The sequence below is a fragment of the Butyricicoccus sp. AM05-1 genome, from assembly GCF_003474415.1.
GTDB lineage: Bacteria > Bacillota > Clostridia > Oscillospirales > Butyricicoccaceae > Agathobaculum > Agathobaculum butyriciproducens.
On sequence record NZ_QUDG01000002.1, the window covers coordinates 226594 to 240360 of the forward strand.

Here is a 13767-nt window from a genome sequence, read left to right on the forward strand (position 1 = left end):
TCCTCCGATATACAGGAACAAGGCGCACCCGCAGGCGCGCCTTGCATATTCCTTTTAAGCGTGATTACTTTGCGTGCTCGCACTTCTGGTTTGCCACGGTGCAAGAGGTCTTGCATGCGGACTGGCAGGAAGTCTGGCACTCGCCGCAGCCGCCGTGTGCTGCAGTCTGCTTCAGGGTTGCAGAAGTCAGGGTAGAAATATGCTTCATTTGATTTCCCTCCTATTTTTTGATGTGGCTGTAACGCTTCTTTTTCCGCATATTGGCACCGGCGTAACCGCCCAGTGCCGAGGCGATCAACGAGCAGAGCAGGCTGATCACCGTGCGTACAAAATGAATGGATTGACCGAGCGGCAGCACCGCAACGATCAGCAGGATCAGAAAAACCGCAAAACCTGCGCCGAGCGACCAGTAAAACTGGTTTTCGCCTGCGCGCTTTGCAGCGACCAGTGCGGCAAGCGCACTGCCGAGTGCAAGGAACACCAGTGCACAAGGCGCTATTGCCCCTTCTGTCAATGTGCCGCGGTGAACGAGCACCGCACCGAGCAGCATCAACAGCAGAGTACCGAGCAATCCGGCAAGCACCGACGGCAAAAGGATACCGACCGGTGACTGACCCTCATTGGTTTTTCTCATCATTTCATAGCCTCCCGCCGAATTTTATTTATATGTCATGCTATTCGGCAAGAAATGGGGTTATTACTTTGCGTCCTTCTTTGCTTCCTTGGGCGCCTCGACCGTCTCGGTCGCCGGAGCCTCCTTACCGCGGATTGCCCAGCGGTAAATCTTGAGCTTCGTGCGGTCGCTCGAAGACTCGATGACCAGAACGTCGTCCTTGATGCTGACTACGCGGCCGATAAAACCACCGATGGTGGAAATCTCATCACCGATCTCGATGGAGTTACGCATATCGCGCTCCTGCTTGTCGCGCTTGCGCTGCGGACGGATCAGGAAAAAGTAGAATACGACGATCAGAACTACAAACGGCAAAAACTGCGCGATGATCGCGCCATAATCCGACAGAGCCGGCATTTTGTCCAATGCCATAACCATGGTTACACCTCCCTATGCAATTTGCTGTAAATACTCACTATATTATACTGGATATTCTGTCAAATTACAAGTCCTTTTTGGAGGCAATACCACATAATTCAGCTGCGGCGCTTTACGGAAATTTTGTATCCTGATATCGGCCTCGGTTTCTTGCGCGAGTTCCATCCGCGCTGCCGCAATTTCTTGCAGTACACAAAGTATTGCTGTGAAACCGCGCCTAATCAGTACGCAAAATTTGCTCGTAAATCGCTCTTGCTGTATTATGCGGTACTGCCTCTTTATTTGTGCTACCTAAGCTATTCGCAGCATAAAATAGCAGTATCTTATCGAAACGAGGTGCTGACCATGCTTTTCCCTGCTTTATTTGCGCTCGGCGGCGCATTTTTCTTCTTTGTGCTGCGTGTACAGGGCGCGGACGGGTCGTTTCCCAAGCCGCTCACGCCCGATGAGGAGGCGGTTCTGCTGCGCCGCATGCAGCAGGACGGGGACGCCGAGGCACGGGAAAAGCTGATCGAGCACAATCTCAGACTGGTAGCACATATTGTGAAAAAGTATTACGCCGTAAGTACGGAGCAGGACGATCTGCTGTCCATCGGCACGATCGGGCTCATCAAAGCGGTGAACACCTTTAAGGCGGATAAGAATATCCGCCTGGCGACATACGCCTCCAAATGTATCCAGAACGAGCTGCTGATGTATTTCCGGCAGAAGCGCAAGAGTGCGGGCGAGCTTTCGCTCTCGGACACGCTCGAGTCGGACGGCGACGGCAATGCGCTTGCCCTGCAGGATATCATCTGCTGCGAGGACAGCGGTCTGTCCGCCGTTGAGGAGCAGGACCGGTACCATGCCATGCACCGCGCGCTGGCAGGCTGTCTCTCTCCGCGTGAACGCGAGATCATCCGCCTGCGGTACGGCATCGGTCTGGCATCTCCCCTGCCGCAGCGTGAGATTGCCGCGCGGCTGAGTATTTCGCGCAGCTATGTTTCGCGCATTGAAAAGCGTGCGCTCGAAAAGCTGCGGGAGGCTCTCGAACGCGAGGGACGGCCGCCGTAAAAGCGGCGGTTGTCCCCTTCCGAAAAAAATTTTAATTTTTTTTGAAAAAAGGGTTGACGAATCCCGGATTCTGATATATACTAAACAAGTCGTCAGCGATGAGTCATCAAAAGCGACAGCAAAACTTAACAAATAGCCGAATTGTGTAAAGGTAGCACGACAGACTCTGACTCTGTTTGTGAGGGTTCGAATCCTTCTTCGGCTGCCACCGAAAACCGTCTTTTTTGAAAAGACGGTTTTTCTTTTTCCTTTTCGTGGTTTTCCTGTGACGGCTATTTGACAGACGGTCTCTCTCCCGATATACTAAAGTATATGTAAAGGAGCGATTACCATGTTTTGCATGAACTGCGGCACGCAGCTGCCGGACGGCGCAAAATTCTGCATGAACTGCGGCACAAAAGTCGGTGAGGTCGGCGCAGGTGCTGTCCCCTCCGGCAAAAAATATCCCTCGTACGCGATGCTGTATCCGAACAGCATGGCTTATCTCGAGTCCCCTGCCTATCAGCGCGAGCGCGGTCTGATGAAGCAGTCCGAGCTTGGCGCGACGCCGTATGCGGGCTTTGATTTTACCAACTATGTTTCTCTGGACGACGGCACGTTGGTCGGCTTTGTGTTCGGGCACACCGTGCGTTACCGCGCTGCCGAGGACTTCGGCTACAATCTCTATCGCCTGAATCCGGACGGCACAGCTGTTTTTCTGAACGCCGGCTGCAAACGCGGCGGCACCGAGCTGTATGTGCAGGACGGAACAGCGCACTGGACGGTGAATGGAGAAGCGTTTTCCGCATCTATTTGAGTATTAAGGCACCTGGTATCAGGTGCTTTTATTTTTGCATAATTTTTCGTAAAACCGCTTGACTTGGAGCACACTCCAAGTGATAGAGTGAGTTTAGAAAAAATATTCAGGAGGAAAACTATGTATATCGAGAACATCAACGGTCCCGCTGACGTGAAGAAGCTGAACATTAAGCAGATGACCGCGCTTGCGTCCGAAATACGTGATGCACTGCTGACCAAGCTGAGCCGTCACGGCGGCCATTTCGGTCCGAATTTCGGCATGGTAGAGGCAACCATCGCACTGCACTATGTATTCGAGTCCCCGAAGGATAAGTTTGTATTCGATGTTTCCCACCAGTCCTACCCGCACAAGATGCTGACCGGACGCAAGGACGCCTTTCTCTACGAGGAGCACTACGACGACGTTTCCGGCTACAGCAGCCCGCACGAGAGCGAGCACGACCATTTCACCATCGGTCACACCTCCACCTCGGTCAGTCTGGCCTGCGGTCTGGCCAAGGGCCGCGACCTCAAGGGTGAGGACGGCAACGTGGTTGCTATCATCGGCGACGGTTCGCTCAGCGGCGGCGAAGCGCTCGAAGCACTCAACTATGCGGCAGAGCTGGACGGAAACCTGATCATCCTTGTCAACGACAACGATATGTCCATCGCGGAGAATCACGGCGGTCTGTATCAGAACCTGCGCCTGCTGCGCGAGACGGGCGGCAAGGCCGAGTGCAACCTGTTCCGCGCGATGGGTCTGGATTACCGCTTTGTAGCCGACGGCAACGATATTGCTTCGCTCATTGAGGCGTTCAAGGCCGTCAAGGACAGCAGGCAGCCGGTTATTGTGCACATCGTCACCCAGAAGGGCAAGGGCTACGCGCCTGCCGAGCAGCACAGGGAGGCATGGCACTACTGTGCGCCGTTCCATCCGGAGACCGGCGAGCCGCTGATGGACATGAGCGGCGAGTGCTATGAGAGTATTACGCTCGACTTTATGATGAAGAAGATACAGGATGACCCGTCTGTGTGCATGATCACCTCGGGTACGCCGACCGTGCTCGGCTTCACCGAGGAGATGCGTAAGAAGGCCGGCAGCCAGTTCATCGACGTAGGCATTGCCGAGGAGAACGCGGTTGCACTGGCGTCCGGCATTGCGGCAAACGGCGGCAAGCCGGTCTACGGCGTGTACAGCACGTTCATTCAGCGCGCTTATGACCAGATTTCGCAGGACCTGTGCATCAACAGCAACGCGGCTACCATTATCGTTGCGTGGGGCTCGGTTTACGGCATGAACGATGTAACGCATCTCGGTCTGTACGACATTCCGATGCTGGCGAACATCCCCAACCTGGTTTATCTGGCGCCGACTACCAAGGAAGAATATCTGGCAATGCTCGACTGGAGCATTGAGCAGAACGAGCATCCGGTCGTTATCCGCATGCCGGGCGGCGCACTGGTTTCGGACGGAAAGGCTGTTACCAAAGACTTCGGCAGGCTGAACACCTACGAGGTTAAGGAGAAGGGTGCCCGGGTTGCCGTGATCGGTCTGGGTTCGTTCTACCCGCTCGGCGATCAGGCGGCGGCGCTCATCAAGAAAAAGACCGGCGTACAGCCGACCCTTATCAACCCGTACTATATCACCGGCGTGGATACTGACCTGCTCGAGAGCCTCAAGGCGGAGCACGATGTGGTCATCACCCTCGAGGACGGCGTACTCGACGGCGGCTTCGGTGAGAAGATTGCGCGTTTCTACGGCGACTCTGACATGAAGGTACTGAACTTTGGTCTCAAGAAGGAGTTCCTCGACCGCTATGACGTAGACGAGGTACTGAAGGACAATCACCTCACCGCAGAACAGATTGCGGAGGATGTGGAGAAGGTTCTGTAAGATTCCCTTTCTATTAGGCATTCGGTAACTCTCCTCCGCAGGGCGGGTTGCCCTATGATTCTCTAAACACTGTTGCACATATTTGTGCATGAAAAAACACGAAAGGCTTCGGAGCAATGCTCCGAAGCCTTTCGTGCTGTATGTCAAGTTTGGGGAGGTTTATGCCAGTCCAAGTTCCTTTACACGAGCCTGTGCTGCTGCCAGACGTGCGATCGGCACGCGGAACGGCGAGCAGGAAACGTAATTCAGACCAACATTGTGGCAGAACTCGACGGAGGACAGGTCGCCGCCGTGCTCGCCGCAGATGCCGAGCTTGATGTCCGGACGGGTGCGCTTGCCTTCTGCAACAGCGAAGCGGATCAAGCGGCCTACGCCGTTCTGGTCCAGACGAGCGAACGGATCGGACTCGAGGATCTTCTTATCGAAGTAAGTCTCCAGAATGCGGCCCACGTCATCACGGGAGAAGCCGTAGGTCATCTGGGTGAGGTCGTTGGTGCCGAAGGAGAAGAACTCCGCTTCCTTGGCCACATCGCCTGCGGTAACTGCGGCACGCGGCGTCTCGATCATCGTGCCGACCATATACTTCATCTTCAGGCCGGACTGCTCGATCAGCTCGTCAGCCTTAGCCTTGATAACCTTCTTTACGAAGCGCAGCTCATTGACCTCGGATACCAGCGGAACCATGATCTCCGGCGTGATATGCAGGTCGTCTTCCTTCCAGACGTTGATAGCTGCGGATACGATAGCCTCGGTCTGCATCTCGGCAATCTCCGGATAGAGAACGTCCAGACGGCAGCCGCGGGTACCCAGCATCGGGTTGAACTCGTGCAGGCTTTCTACCTTGCCCTTGAGCTTGTCGAAGGATACGCCCATCTCATCGGCCAGCTCCTTGATCTCGTCATCCTCGTGCGGGAGGAACTCATGGAGCGGCGGGTCAAGCAGACGGATGGTTACCGGCAGGCCGCCCATCGCGCGGTAAATTGCCTCAAAGTCGCCGCGCTGCATAGGCAGGATCTTGGCCAGAGCCGCCTTGCGCTGCTCGAGCGTATCGGAAATAATCATCTCACGAACCGCCTTGATGCGGGCCGGCTCGAAGAACATATGCTCGGTACGGCAGAGGCCGATGCCTTCTGCGCCGAACTTGCGGGCCTGCGTTGCATCACGCGGGGTATCGCCGTTGGTGCGAACGTGCAGGGTGCGAATCTCGTCAGCCCAGCCCATGAAGCGGCCGAAGTCGCCGGTCAGCTCAGCCTCCTGCGTTGCGATCTCGCCGAGGTATACATTGCCGGTGGAGCCGTCGAGCGAAATAACGTCACCCTCGTGCACTACCGTGCCGTCGGCAAAGGTCAGGGTCTTATCCTCTTCGGAAACCTTGATGCCGTTTACGCCTGCTACACAGCAGGTGCCCATGCCGCGTGCTACTACGGCTGCGTGCGAGGTCATGCCGCCGCGGGCGGTCATGATGCCTTCGGATACGGCCATGCCGTCGATATCCTCCGGAGAGGTCTCCTGACGGACGAGGACAGCCTTGATTCCGGTTTTGTGGGCCTTAGCTGCAGCATCTGCGGTGAAGTAAACCGCGCCGCAGGCTGCACCGGGCGATGCCGGCAGGCCGGTGGTGATCGGCGTAGCTGCCTTGAGAGCTGCCGGATCGAACGTCGGGTGCAGAAGTGCGTCAAGCTGCTTTGCCTCGACCTTCATAACCGCCTGCTCCTTGGTGCAGACGCCTTCGTCTACCAGATCAACCGCTACCTTGAGTGCTGCCTGTGCGGTGCGCTTGCCGTTACGGGTCTGCAGCATGTAGAGCTTGCCGTTTTCGATGGTGAACTCCATATCCTGCATATCGCCGTAATGCTTCTCAAGACGGCTGGAAATGTCAACAAACTGCTGATAAACCTCCGGCATGGTATCTGCCAGCGCGGAGATCGGCTGCGGCGTGCGGATGCCGGCTACAACGTCCTCGCCCTGTGCATTCATCAGGAACTCGCCGTACAGCTTCTTTTCGCCGGTGGCCGGGTTGCGGGTGAAGGCTACGCCGGTGCCCGAGGTCTCGCCCATATTGCCGAATACCATGGACTGTACGTTTACGGCAGTGCCCCAGCTGTGCGGGATGTCGTTCATACGGCGGTAGGTGTTCGCACGCGGATTATCCCACGAGCGGAATACCGCGCGGACAGCCTCCATCAGCTGCTTCTTCGGGTCCTGCGGGAAATCTTCGCCGAGGGACTTCTTGTAGTGATCCTTGAACAGAACGATCAGCTCGGACATATCGTCCGCGTCCAGTTCATTATCCATCTTAACGCCCTTTTTGTCCTTTACCTGGTCGATAAACTGCTCGAAGGTGGACTTAGGCAGCTCCATAACAACGTCAGAGAACATCTGAATGAAACGGCGGTAGGAATCGCGTGCGAAACGCGGGTTATTGGTCAGCTTGGCAACTGCTTCGCAGATCTCGTCGTTCATGCCGAGGTTAAGGATGGTATCCATCATGCCGGGCATGGATGCGCGTGCACCCGAGCGAACGGATACGAGCAGCGGCTTCTCGGGATCGCCGAGGGTTTTGCCGGTAACCTTTTCAAGCTGATCGAGGTACTCCAGAATCTGATCCTGAATATCCGGATAAATAGTCTTGCCGTCCTCATAATAACGGGTGCAGGCCTCGGTGGTGATGGTGAAACCCTGCGGCACAGGCATGCCCAGTCCGGTCATTTCAGCCAGATTGGCACCCTTGCCGCCAAGCAGCTCACGCATTTTTCCGTTGCCCTCCGGGAACATGTAAACATACTTTTTCATTTGGGTATTTCCTCCGTTTCGATTGATGCTCTCTCTAATACTCATTCTCTTTATCACGCAAGCACATTATAGCACGTTAGCGGTGAAATATTCCATTGTAGTATTATACCGATTTCCCACGAATATATTGTGCATTTTGACCAATCATGTATTTTTAACCAAAACTCAAACGTTTGCGTAAAATCTATCTTTTTAATTTATCAGAAACTTTGTCCGATTTTTATTTTATCTTTTCCTGTTTTTCTCGATTTTTGCGGTGTTTTGGGCGTAAATACGTTTCATGCCCGTCAGCTTTCATTTCATTAGGCGTAATGCACAAATTCCTGCAAAAGAAAATCGACGGTCTGAGGCAGACCGCCGATAGAAGCGAAGGAATTGCTGGAAACCACGACACTGATCGCAGGGATGCCGTCGTAGCTGGTCTCGTAGAGCTTGACCGAATACGGATACGTCGAGGACGAGGTGAACGAGCCGCCGGTGAACTGGTAGAAGGTGTTTTCACCCAGTGCGGCATAGTAGCGGAGCAGAATCTTATCGCCGGCTTCTACCTCTCCCCTGTCGTAGTAGTAGGTGGTCGTGGTGCCCTCCCGGATGGTGCCAAGCAGTGTGACACCGGTCACCGTGCCGAAATCCGGCACCGGATAGTGCTTGCTGTAGCAGCGCGACGCATCCGGCTTGTGGTTGCGGTTATACTCGCCGGGAGAGTACGCCGTACCGTCTCCGATCAGGTTGTTCAGGTAGCGGATCGGCACCGAGTAAGACGGTACGCCGCCGGAATGGCTGCTGACTGTAATGCCGACAACCTTGCCCTCATCGTTGATGAGCGCACCGCCGGAATTGCCGCTGATGACCTGCGCCGTGCTTTCGATCATCGGTGCAAGGTAATCGTCGTTTTCCGAGTCGGTCACCTTGCCGGTCGTAACCGTTGCGGCGCCGCCGCCCGGGTAACCGAGCGCGTAGACCGTGTCGCCTTTCTCGACCTCGGTGGTAACACCGAGGTACGGCAGCGTGCTGCCGACGACACGGATATGCGCGATGTCCGCGTCCGCGTCAAAGTTGTAGATCGTGACCTCACGCTTGGTGCCGTCGTACATCTCGGCCACAAGGCGGTAAACACCGTTGACAAGGTGTCCGCAGGTCACCGCGTCGCCGCGTGCGCTGAGCACAACGCCGCTGCCGATGCCGAGGATGTTGTTCTTGTAATCGTAGGCGTACAGCTTGAAAATCGCCGGTACACAGGCGCTGAACACCTCGTCCGCCGTCATGCCGACATGTGCTTCGATGGTGAAGCTCTGCCGCAGATCCGGCTTTGCCATACGGGTGACGATAGCCGCGACTTCGCTGCGGCGAATATTGGTGTTCGGCTTGAAATCGTGCGCGTTGTTGCTGCCCGTGAGCACGCCTGCGCGGTACAGACGGTACACATCAGCGGCATAGCCTGCCGACATTTCCACGTCCGCAATCGCACCGTCCGCAATGTCGTTAATCGCGGTCAGAGCGTCCTCCGGCAGCGCGTTTGCAAAGATGGACGCAAACTGTGCTCGGGTCGCCGGCTGATCGTAATTCACATAAGTCGTGTTAATAATACCATTTTCCAATGCATACGTCACATACGGCTGATACCATGGACGGACTTTGTCAAAATCCGCACTGCCTTTAACATATATACTATGTAGGCAAGCCGCCAGTTTGATTGCCTGAGCAATCGTCAGGTTGCTGTTCGGCTTGAACTGGGTCGCGTTTACGCCATCCACCAGCTTGTATTCATACGCCGCCTGAACATTCTGCGCGTACCACTCGGTTGAGGGCACGTCGGTGAACTGTCCGGCAGGATACGTTGTTTTCGAGGTAAAGTTTTCATAGCCCGCAAAAGCCGCAGGCAGCATGCCGACCATCAGCGCAGCCGCTGTGATCAGACTGAGCAATCGTTTTTTCACGAATTGCATTCCTCCCTTTTGAGGCGTGGGTTTGTGGATTGGGATACAGGGCCGCAGAGCGACCCTGTACTTCTTTCTTGATGATACACTAAAACCGTGAGGAATTGGTGAATTTTCTGTGAAATCAGTTCTCGTAAGCGGCTACGATCTCGCCGATATACATGGTGTGGTAGTCGTGATCGCCGTACCACTTGTCCTGCACTTCCTGAGCCATATCGTCCGGTGCGATGTCGGTCACACCGCGCTTGCGGCAGATGAGTACCAACTCGGCCTCCTCGAAGGTCGGCTGACCCTCGACGAATACCGGCGTCAGGCCGCTCTCATGCATCTTATCCATGTCACGGCCGGACTTGGAGCCCATCTTGTTCAGCGCATCACGGTTGCCGTCCTTGAGCACGGTCAGGGTGAAATACTCGCCCGCATCTACAAACTCCTTGGTGAAGCGGCTCTTGCGGATATAGCAGGTCGCACTCGGCTTGCCCCACATAACGCCTACGGCGCCCCAGCTTGCAGTCATGGTGTTCCACTTGTCCTCGGTGCCTGCGGAAATCAGCATCCACTTCTGACCGATCAGGTCGAACGGATTGAAAGTCTTTTCGGCAATGTTGATCTTCTTCATGATATATTACCTCCTAAGAGATTTGTTTAGCAAATTGAAAATGGAGAATGGAGAATTATAGAACGGCACAAAGATAGCGTTCATTTTCCATTACTGCTGCTTGTCGAGCGGCATTGTGCGGCGCAGTTTCATCTCCTGCCAGTCCTCACGCGAGATGAGGATCTGGCGCGGCTTGGAGCCTTCGGACGGGCCGATGATACCGCGGTCCTCGATCTGGTCGATGATACGCGCGGCACGCGAATAGCCCAGCTTCAGACGGCGCTGCAGCATGGATGTGGATGCCTGACGGCAGTCCATGATGACCTCGATGGCTTCCTCGATGAGTTCATCCTCATCGTCGCCCAAATCGTTCGTGCCGCTGCTGCCGCCCTTGTTATTGCCCACCTGCTCGGCCTGCTGCTCGATGTGCTCAAGGATTTCCTCGCTGTACTCGGCGGTGCTGGTCTCCTTGATGCGGGCAATAACAGCTTCGATCTCCTCGTTGGAGATGAAGCAGCCCTGTACACGGGTCGGCTTGCCCTCACCGAGCGGCGCATACAGCATATCACCCTTGCCGATCAGCTTTTCTGCGCCGGTCGTGTCCAGAATGATACGCGACTCGATCTGACTGGCTACCGCAAACGCGATACGCGACGGGATATTTGCCTTCATAATACCGGTGATAACGTCAGCCGACGGACGCTGCGTTGCTACAACAAGGTGCATGCCTGCGGCTCGTGCCTTCTGTGCGATACGGCAGATGGAGTTCTCGACTTCCTTGGCGGCGACCATCATCAGGTCAGCCAGCTCGTCGATAACGATGACGATCTGCGGCAGCACCTGATACTGCTCGGGATGACCGTCCTCGGTCTGCTCGGCTTTGGCCTTTTCGGAACGCATGAGGTCGTTATAGCCGACCAGATTGCGCACCTGATGGTCTGCGAACAGCTTGTAGCGGCGTTCCATCTCACCGACTGCCCAGTTGAGCGCACCGGCGGCCTTTTTCGGATCGGTAACGACCGGAATCAGCAGGTGCGGAATGCCGTTATAGTTGCCCAGCTCGACCATCTTCGGGTCCACCATGATCAGGCGGACCTCCTCCGGCGTGGACTTGTAGAGCAGCGAGATCAGCATGGAGTTGATGCACACCGACTTACCGGAGCCGGTCGTACCGGCGATGAGCATATGCGGCATCTTGGCAATATCACCGATGACCGGCTTGCCGGTGATGTCCTTGCCGACGGCAAAGGACAGGCGGCTTTTCGCGTTGGCAAACGCAGGCGAGCCGATACACTCGCGGATAAAGACCGTATTGACGGTTTTGTTCGGCACCTCGATGCCGACCGCGACCTTATCCGGAATGGGCGCGATACGCACGTTTGCCGCGCCGAGCGACAGTGCAATGTCGTCCGCCAGTGCGGTGATGCGCGAGATTTTGATGCCGCGCGGGATGGTCAGCTCAAAGCGGGTGACCGACGGTCCGCGGACAATGCCGATGATCTGTGCCTCGATGTTGAACGAGTCGAGCGTATCGAGCAGGCACGCCGAGCTTTCGCGCAGCTCGGTCTCCGCACCGGCTACCGAAGCGTGCTTGCCCTGCGTCAGCAGGTCGATCGGCGGGTAGTCGTACACCGGCGCGGGGGCCTTCTGGCTCTCGTCGATCTGCTCGTTCATGGCCGCCTGCTCGATTTCCGAGATGTTCTCGGTTTTTTTCGGCTTGGATGCCGGTGCGGGAGCCGCCTCATGCTCGGGCTCCGGCTCGGAAACATGCGCCGTTTCTTCCTCCGGCTGCTTGTTTTCAACCAGATCCATAATGCTTCCGGCCTTTTTCTTCACGTTATCACGCAGTGAGCGCAGATATTCGTCCGGTGCGATGGCCTTGCCCTTGCGCTTTCGCGGGTCGATCAGTTCCTCGCCCGGCTTATCCTCTCCGGGCGGGTCAGTGTCAATCGGGATGTCAAAGTCAGATTTACGGTGCGCGCGGCGTTCCTCTCGGCGCTGTGCATGCGCAGCTGCCGCTTCGTGGATGTTCGGCAGCTGAACCGGCGCTTCATAGCGCTCACGTTCTTCCTCGTCCTCGTATTCATACTCGGGCGGTCGGATCATATCGTACAGCGCCTGCGGCGTAATCCGGCAGGCCACCAACAGCGACACGATGAACAGCACCAGCAGGATGAGCAGTGCGCCGATGGACGAGAGCGCCCACTCGAGCAGGATGTACAGACCGCCGCCCAGCAGACCGCCGGACGAGCTTTCCATGCCGGTAGAGAGCAGACCGCTGAGCGTGCTCATGGACAGGTCGTACTCATTTGCACACGAAAAGGCGTGAATGATACTGCCGATCAGCAGCGGCATGAGCGCGATACACGTTCCGCGCAGACGCACAGGACCCTTGGGACGCGCAAACAGCAGCACGGCGATGCCGATCAGCGCAAACGGCATGACATACGCGCCCTTGCCGATGAGCGCACCGATGCCGCGGTGCAGCCACTTGAGCAGCACGCCGTCGATCGGCAGGATCGACAACAGACACAGCAGACCGACAATGCCCCAGATTGCGCCCCAGACCGGACGGGACAGGATCGGACCGAGTTCCTCCGGCTGCGGCTGTGCCGCACGCTTGCCCTTGGGCGCGCTTTTCGTCGATTTTTTAGTTGTGGTTTTCCTTGCAGCCAAAACTTCTATCCTTCAACTTTCTTTGTGATTCAATCTGACGGCGTTCTGCGCCGTTTTTCCGCTTTCTGCGGATACTCTGCAAGTATATTATAGCATAGAAATCCGATTTTTACCACTGTTTTTCCGGAAAACAGCGGCCGGTCTGCTCGTTTAGCCGTTCTCTGCGATGATGCGGTCGATGGCGGCTGCTACGCCGTCCTGGGCGTTGGTGAGCGTCTCGCGCAGGCACAAATTTTTAACGGCTGCGCTCGCGTTTCCCATCGCAATCGGGAGGGCCACGGCGTTCAGCATTTCAAGGTCGTTTTCGCTGTCGCCGATGGCCGCGGCGTGGTCGAGGTCGGTGCCCAGCTCGCGGCACAGCATGCCGAGAGCAACGCCCTTGTCCGCGGCCGGCGTGATGACCTCGAGGTTGTCAGCCGCGCTGCTCATCACGCGGATACCCGGGATCTGTTCCAGCTGCGCACGGGCGCGCACGAGCATGACCGGGTCCTGGCTGCGGATGAACATTTTATCGACCGAAATATGGTTTGTGGCAATATATTCCGCGACAGACGGCACAACTTTTTTTGAGCTTAAATAACCTTCATTCGACTTATACTTACCAAATTCGATATCATCATACGGAGTAATGAGCAACGTCTCCCCTACATACACCATCGTGATCATGCCGATGCGCTCCACCACGGCAGACGCACGCACGGCAGCTTCCCACGGCATGGACATACGCATGGTGCAGCGCTCCTGCGACACGCTCGACAGCGTAGCGCCGCCCGAGGTGACCATCTGGTCATCCGTGCCGAGCATGAGTGCAAAGTCGCGTGCCTCACCGCAGATTCGTCCGGTGGAGACCACAACATGAATACCGCTCTCGCGGGCACGGCGCACGGCATCGGCGGTCGCCGGAGAGACCTGATTCTGCGGATCGAGCGCGGTTCCGTCTAAATCGAGCGCGATAAGGTCGATTTTTTTCATCTTCTTTCCTCCTGAT

General features: G+C 56.2%; 11 protein-coding genes and 1 tRNA gene. 4 read left to right on the forward strand and 8 right to left on the reverse strand.

From position 1 onward, the window contains the following. Positions 1-64: 64 nt before the first annotated feature. Genes scfA through yajC form a run of 3 tightly spaced genes read right to left on the reverse strand, consistent with a single transcriptional unit; the run spans position 65 to position 1051 of the window. Positions 65-208, reverse strand: a complete 144-nt coding sequence (scfA, locus tag DW088_RS05030; RefSeq protein ID WP_110435348.1) for a six-cysteine ranthipeptide SCIFF — start codon at positions 206-208, stop codon at positions 65-67. 12 nt (positions 209-220) lie between these two features. Further along, positions 221-637, reverse strand: coding sequence for a TIGR04086 family membrane protein (locus tag DW088_RS05035; RefSeq protein WP_118359978.1), 417 nt, complete (start codon positions 635-637; stop codon positions 221-223). 60 nt (positions 638-697) lie between these two features. Then, a complete protein-coding gene (yajC, locus tag DW088_RS05040; protein WP_242988051.1) occupies positions 698-1051 on the reverse strand; it encodes a preprotein translocase subunit YajC in 354 nt (117 codons plus the stop codon). Between the two features lie 345 nt (positions 1052-1396). Between yajC and sigK the strand changes: the two genes are divergently transcribed. The 4 genes from sigK (at position 1397) to DW088_RS05060 (ending at position 4775) form a co-directional block, all read left to right on the forward strand. Beyond that, positions 1397-2104, forward strand: coding sequence for an RNA polymerase sporulation sigma factor SigK (gene sigK / locus DW088_RS05045; protein ID WP_118359980.1), 708 nt, complete (start codon positions 1397-1399; stop codon positions 2102-2104). 134 nt (positions 2105-2238) lie between these two features. Further along, positions 2239-2312: transfer RNA gene (locus DW088_RS05050), tRNA-Gln, on the forward strand. Between the two features lie 123 nt (positions 2313-2435). After that, positions 2436-2900 (forward strand): zinc ribbon domain-containing protein, encoded by a 465-nt coding sequence (locus DW088_RS16035; protein ID WP_199720412.1) that lies wholly within the window; start codon positions 2436-2438, stop codon positions 2898-2900. Positions 2901-3020: 120 nt separating this feature from the next. Beyond that, the gene (locus DW088_RS05060; protein ID WP_118359982.1) at positions 3021-4775 is read left to right on the forward strand and encodes a 1-deoxy-D-xylulose-5-phosphate synthase; all 1755 of its coding nucleotides are present in this window, start codon (positions 3021-3023) and stop codon (positions 4773-4775) included. 159 nt (positions 4776-4934) lie between these two features. On the opposite strand, the gene ppdK is transcribed toward DW088_RS05060, so the two are convergent. The 5 genes from ppdK to DW088_RS05085 form a co-directional block, all read right to left on the reverse strand. After that, the gene (gene ppdK / locus DW088_RS05065) at positions 4935-7568 is read right to left on the reverse strand and encodes a pyruvate, phosphate dikinase (protein WP_118359984.1); all 2634 of its coding nucleotides are present in this window, start codon (positions 7566-7568) and stop codon (positions 4935-4937) included. 302 nt (positions 7569-7870) lie between these two features. Next, a complete protein-coding gene (locus DW088_RS05070) occupies positions 7871-9505 on the reverse strand; it encodes a trypsin-like peptidase domain-containing protein (RefSeq protein ID WP_158574614.1) in 1635 nt (544 codons plus the stop codon). A gap of 124 nt (positions 9506-9629) precedes the next feature. Then, complete coding sequence (locus DW088_RS05075) at positions 9630-10124, reverse strand: flavin reductase family protein (protein WP_118359988.1); 495 nt, start codon at positions 10122-10124, stop codon at positions 9630-9632. A 90-nt stretch (positions 10125-10214) separates the two neighbouring features. Next, positions 10215-12779, reverse strand: coding sequence for a DNA translocase FtsK (locus tag DW088_RS05080; RefSeq protein WP_118359990.1), 2565 nt, complete (start codon positions 12777-12779; stop codon positions 10215-10217). Positions 12780-12929: 150 nt separating this feature from the next. Further along, the gene (locus tag DW088_RS05085; RefSeq protein ID WP_118359992.1) at positions 12930-13751 is read right to left on the reverse strand and encodes a Cof-type HAD-IIB family hydrolase; all 822 of its coding nucleotides are present in this window, start codon (positions 13749-13751) and stop codon (positions 12930-12932) included. Positions 13752-13767 lie beyond the last annotated feature (16 nt).

What these genes read in the sequence shown, in the direction of transcription:
- sigK (WP_118359980.1), top strand. Translation starts at nt 1,397, where the DNA reads ATGCTTTTCCCTGCTTTATTTGCGCTCGGCGGCGCATTTTTCTTCTTT.
- DW088_RS16035 (WP_199720412.1), top strand. Translation starts at nt 2,436, where the DNA reads ATGTTTTGCATGAACTGCGGCACGCAGCTGCCGGACGGCGCAAAATTC.
- ppdK (WP_118359984.1), bottom strand. Translation starts at nt 7,568, where the DNA reads ATGAAAAAGTATGTTTACATGTTCCCGGAGGGCAACGGAAAAATGCGT.
- DW088_RS05075 (WP_118359988.1), bottom strand. Translation starts at nt 10,124, where the DNA reads ATGAAGAAGATCAACATTGCCGAAAAGACTTTCAATCCGTTCGACCTG.
- scfA (WP_110435348.1), bottom strand. Translation starts at nt 208, where the DNA reads ATGAAGCATATTTCTACCCTGACTTCTGCAACCCTGAAGCAGACTGCA.
- yajC (WP_242988051.1), bottom strand. Translation starts at nt 1,051, where the DNA reads ATGGTTATGGCATTGGACAAAATGCCGGCTCTGTCGGATTATGGCGCG.
- DW088_RS05085 (WP_118359992.1), bottom strand. Translation starts at nt 13,751, where the DNA reads ATGAAAAAAATCGACCTTATCGCGCTCGATTTAGACGGAACCGCGCTC.
- DW088_RS05035 (WP_118359978.1), bottom strand. Translation starts at nt 637, where the DNA reads ATGATGAGAAAAACCAATGAGGGTCAGTCACCGGTCGGTATCCTTTTG.
- DW088_RS05060 (WP_118359982.1), top strand. Translation starts at nt 3,021, where the DNA reads ATGTATATCGAGAACATCAACGGTCCCGCTGACGTGAAGAAGCTGAAC.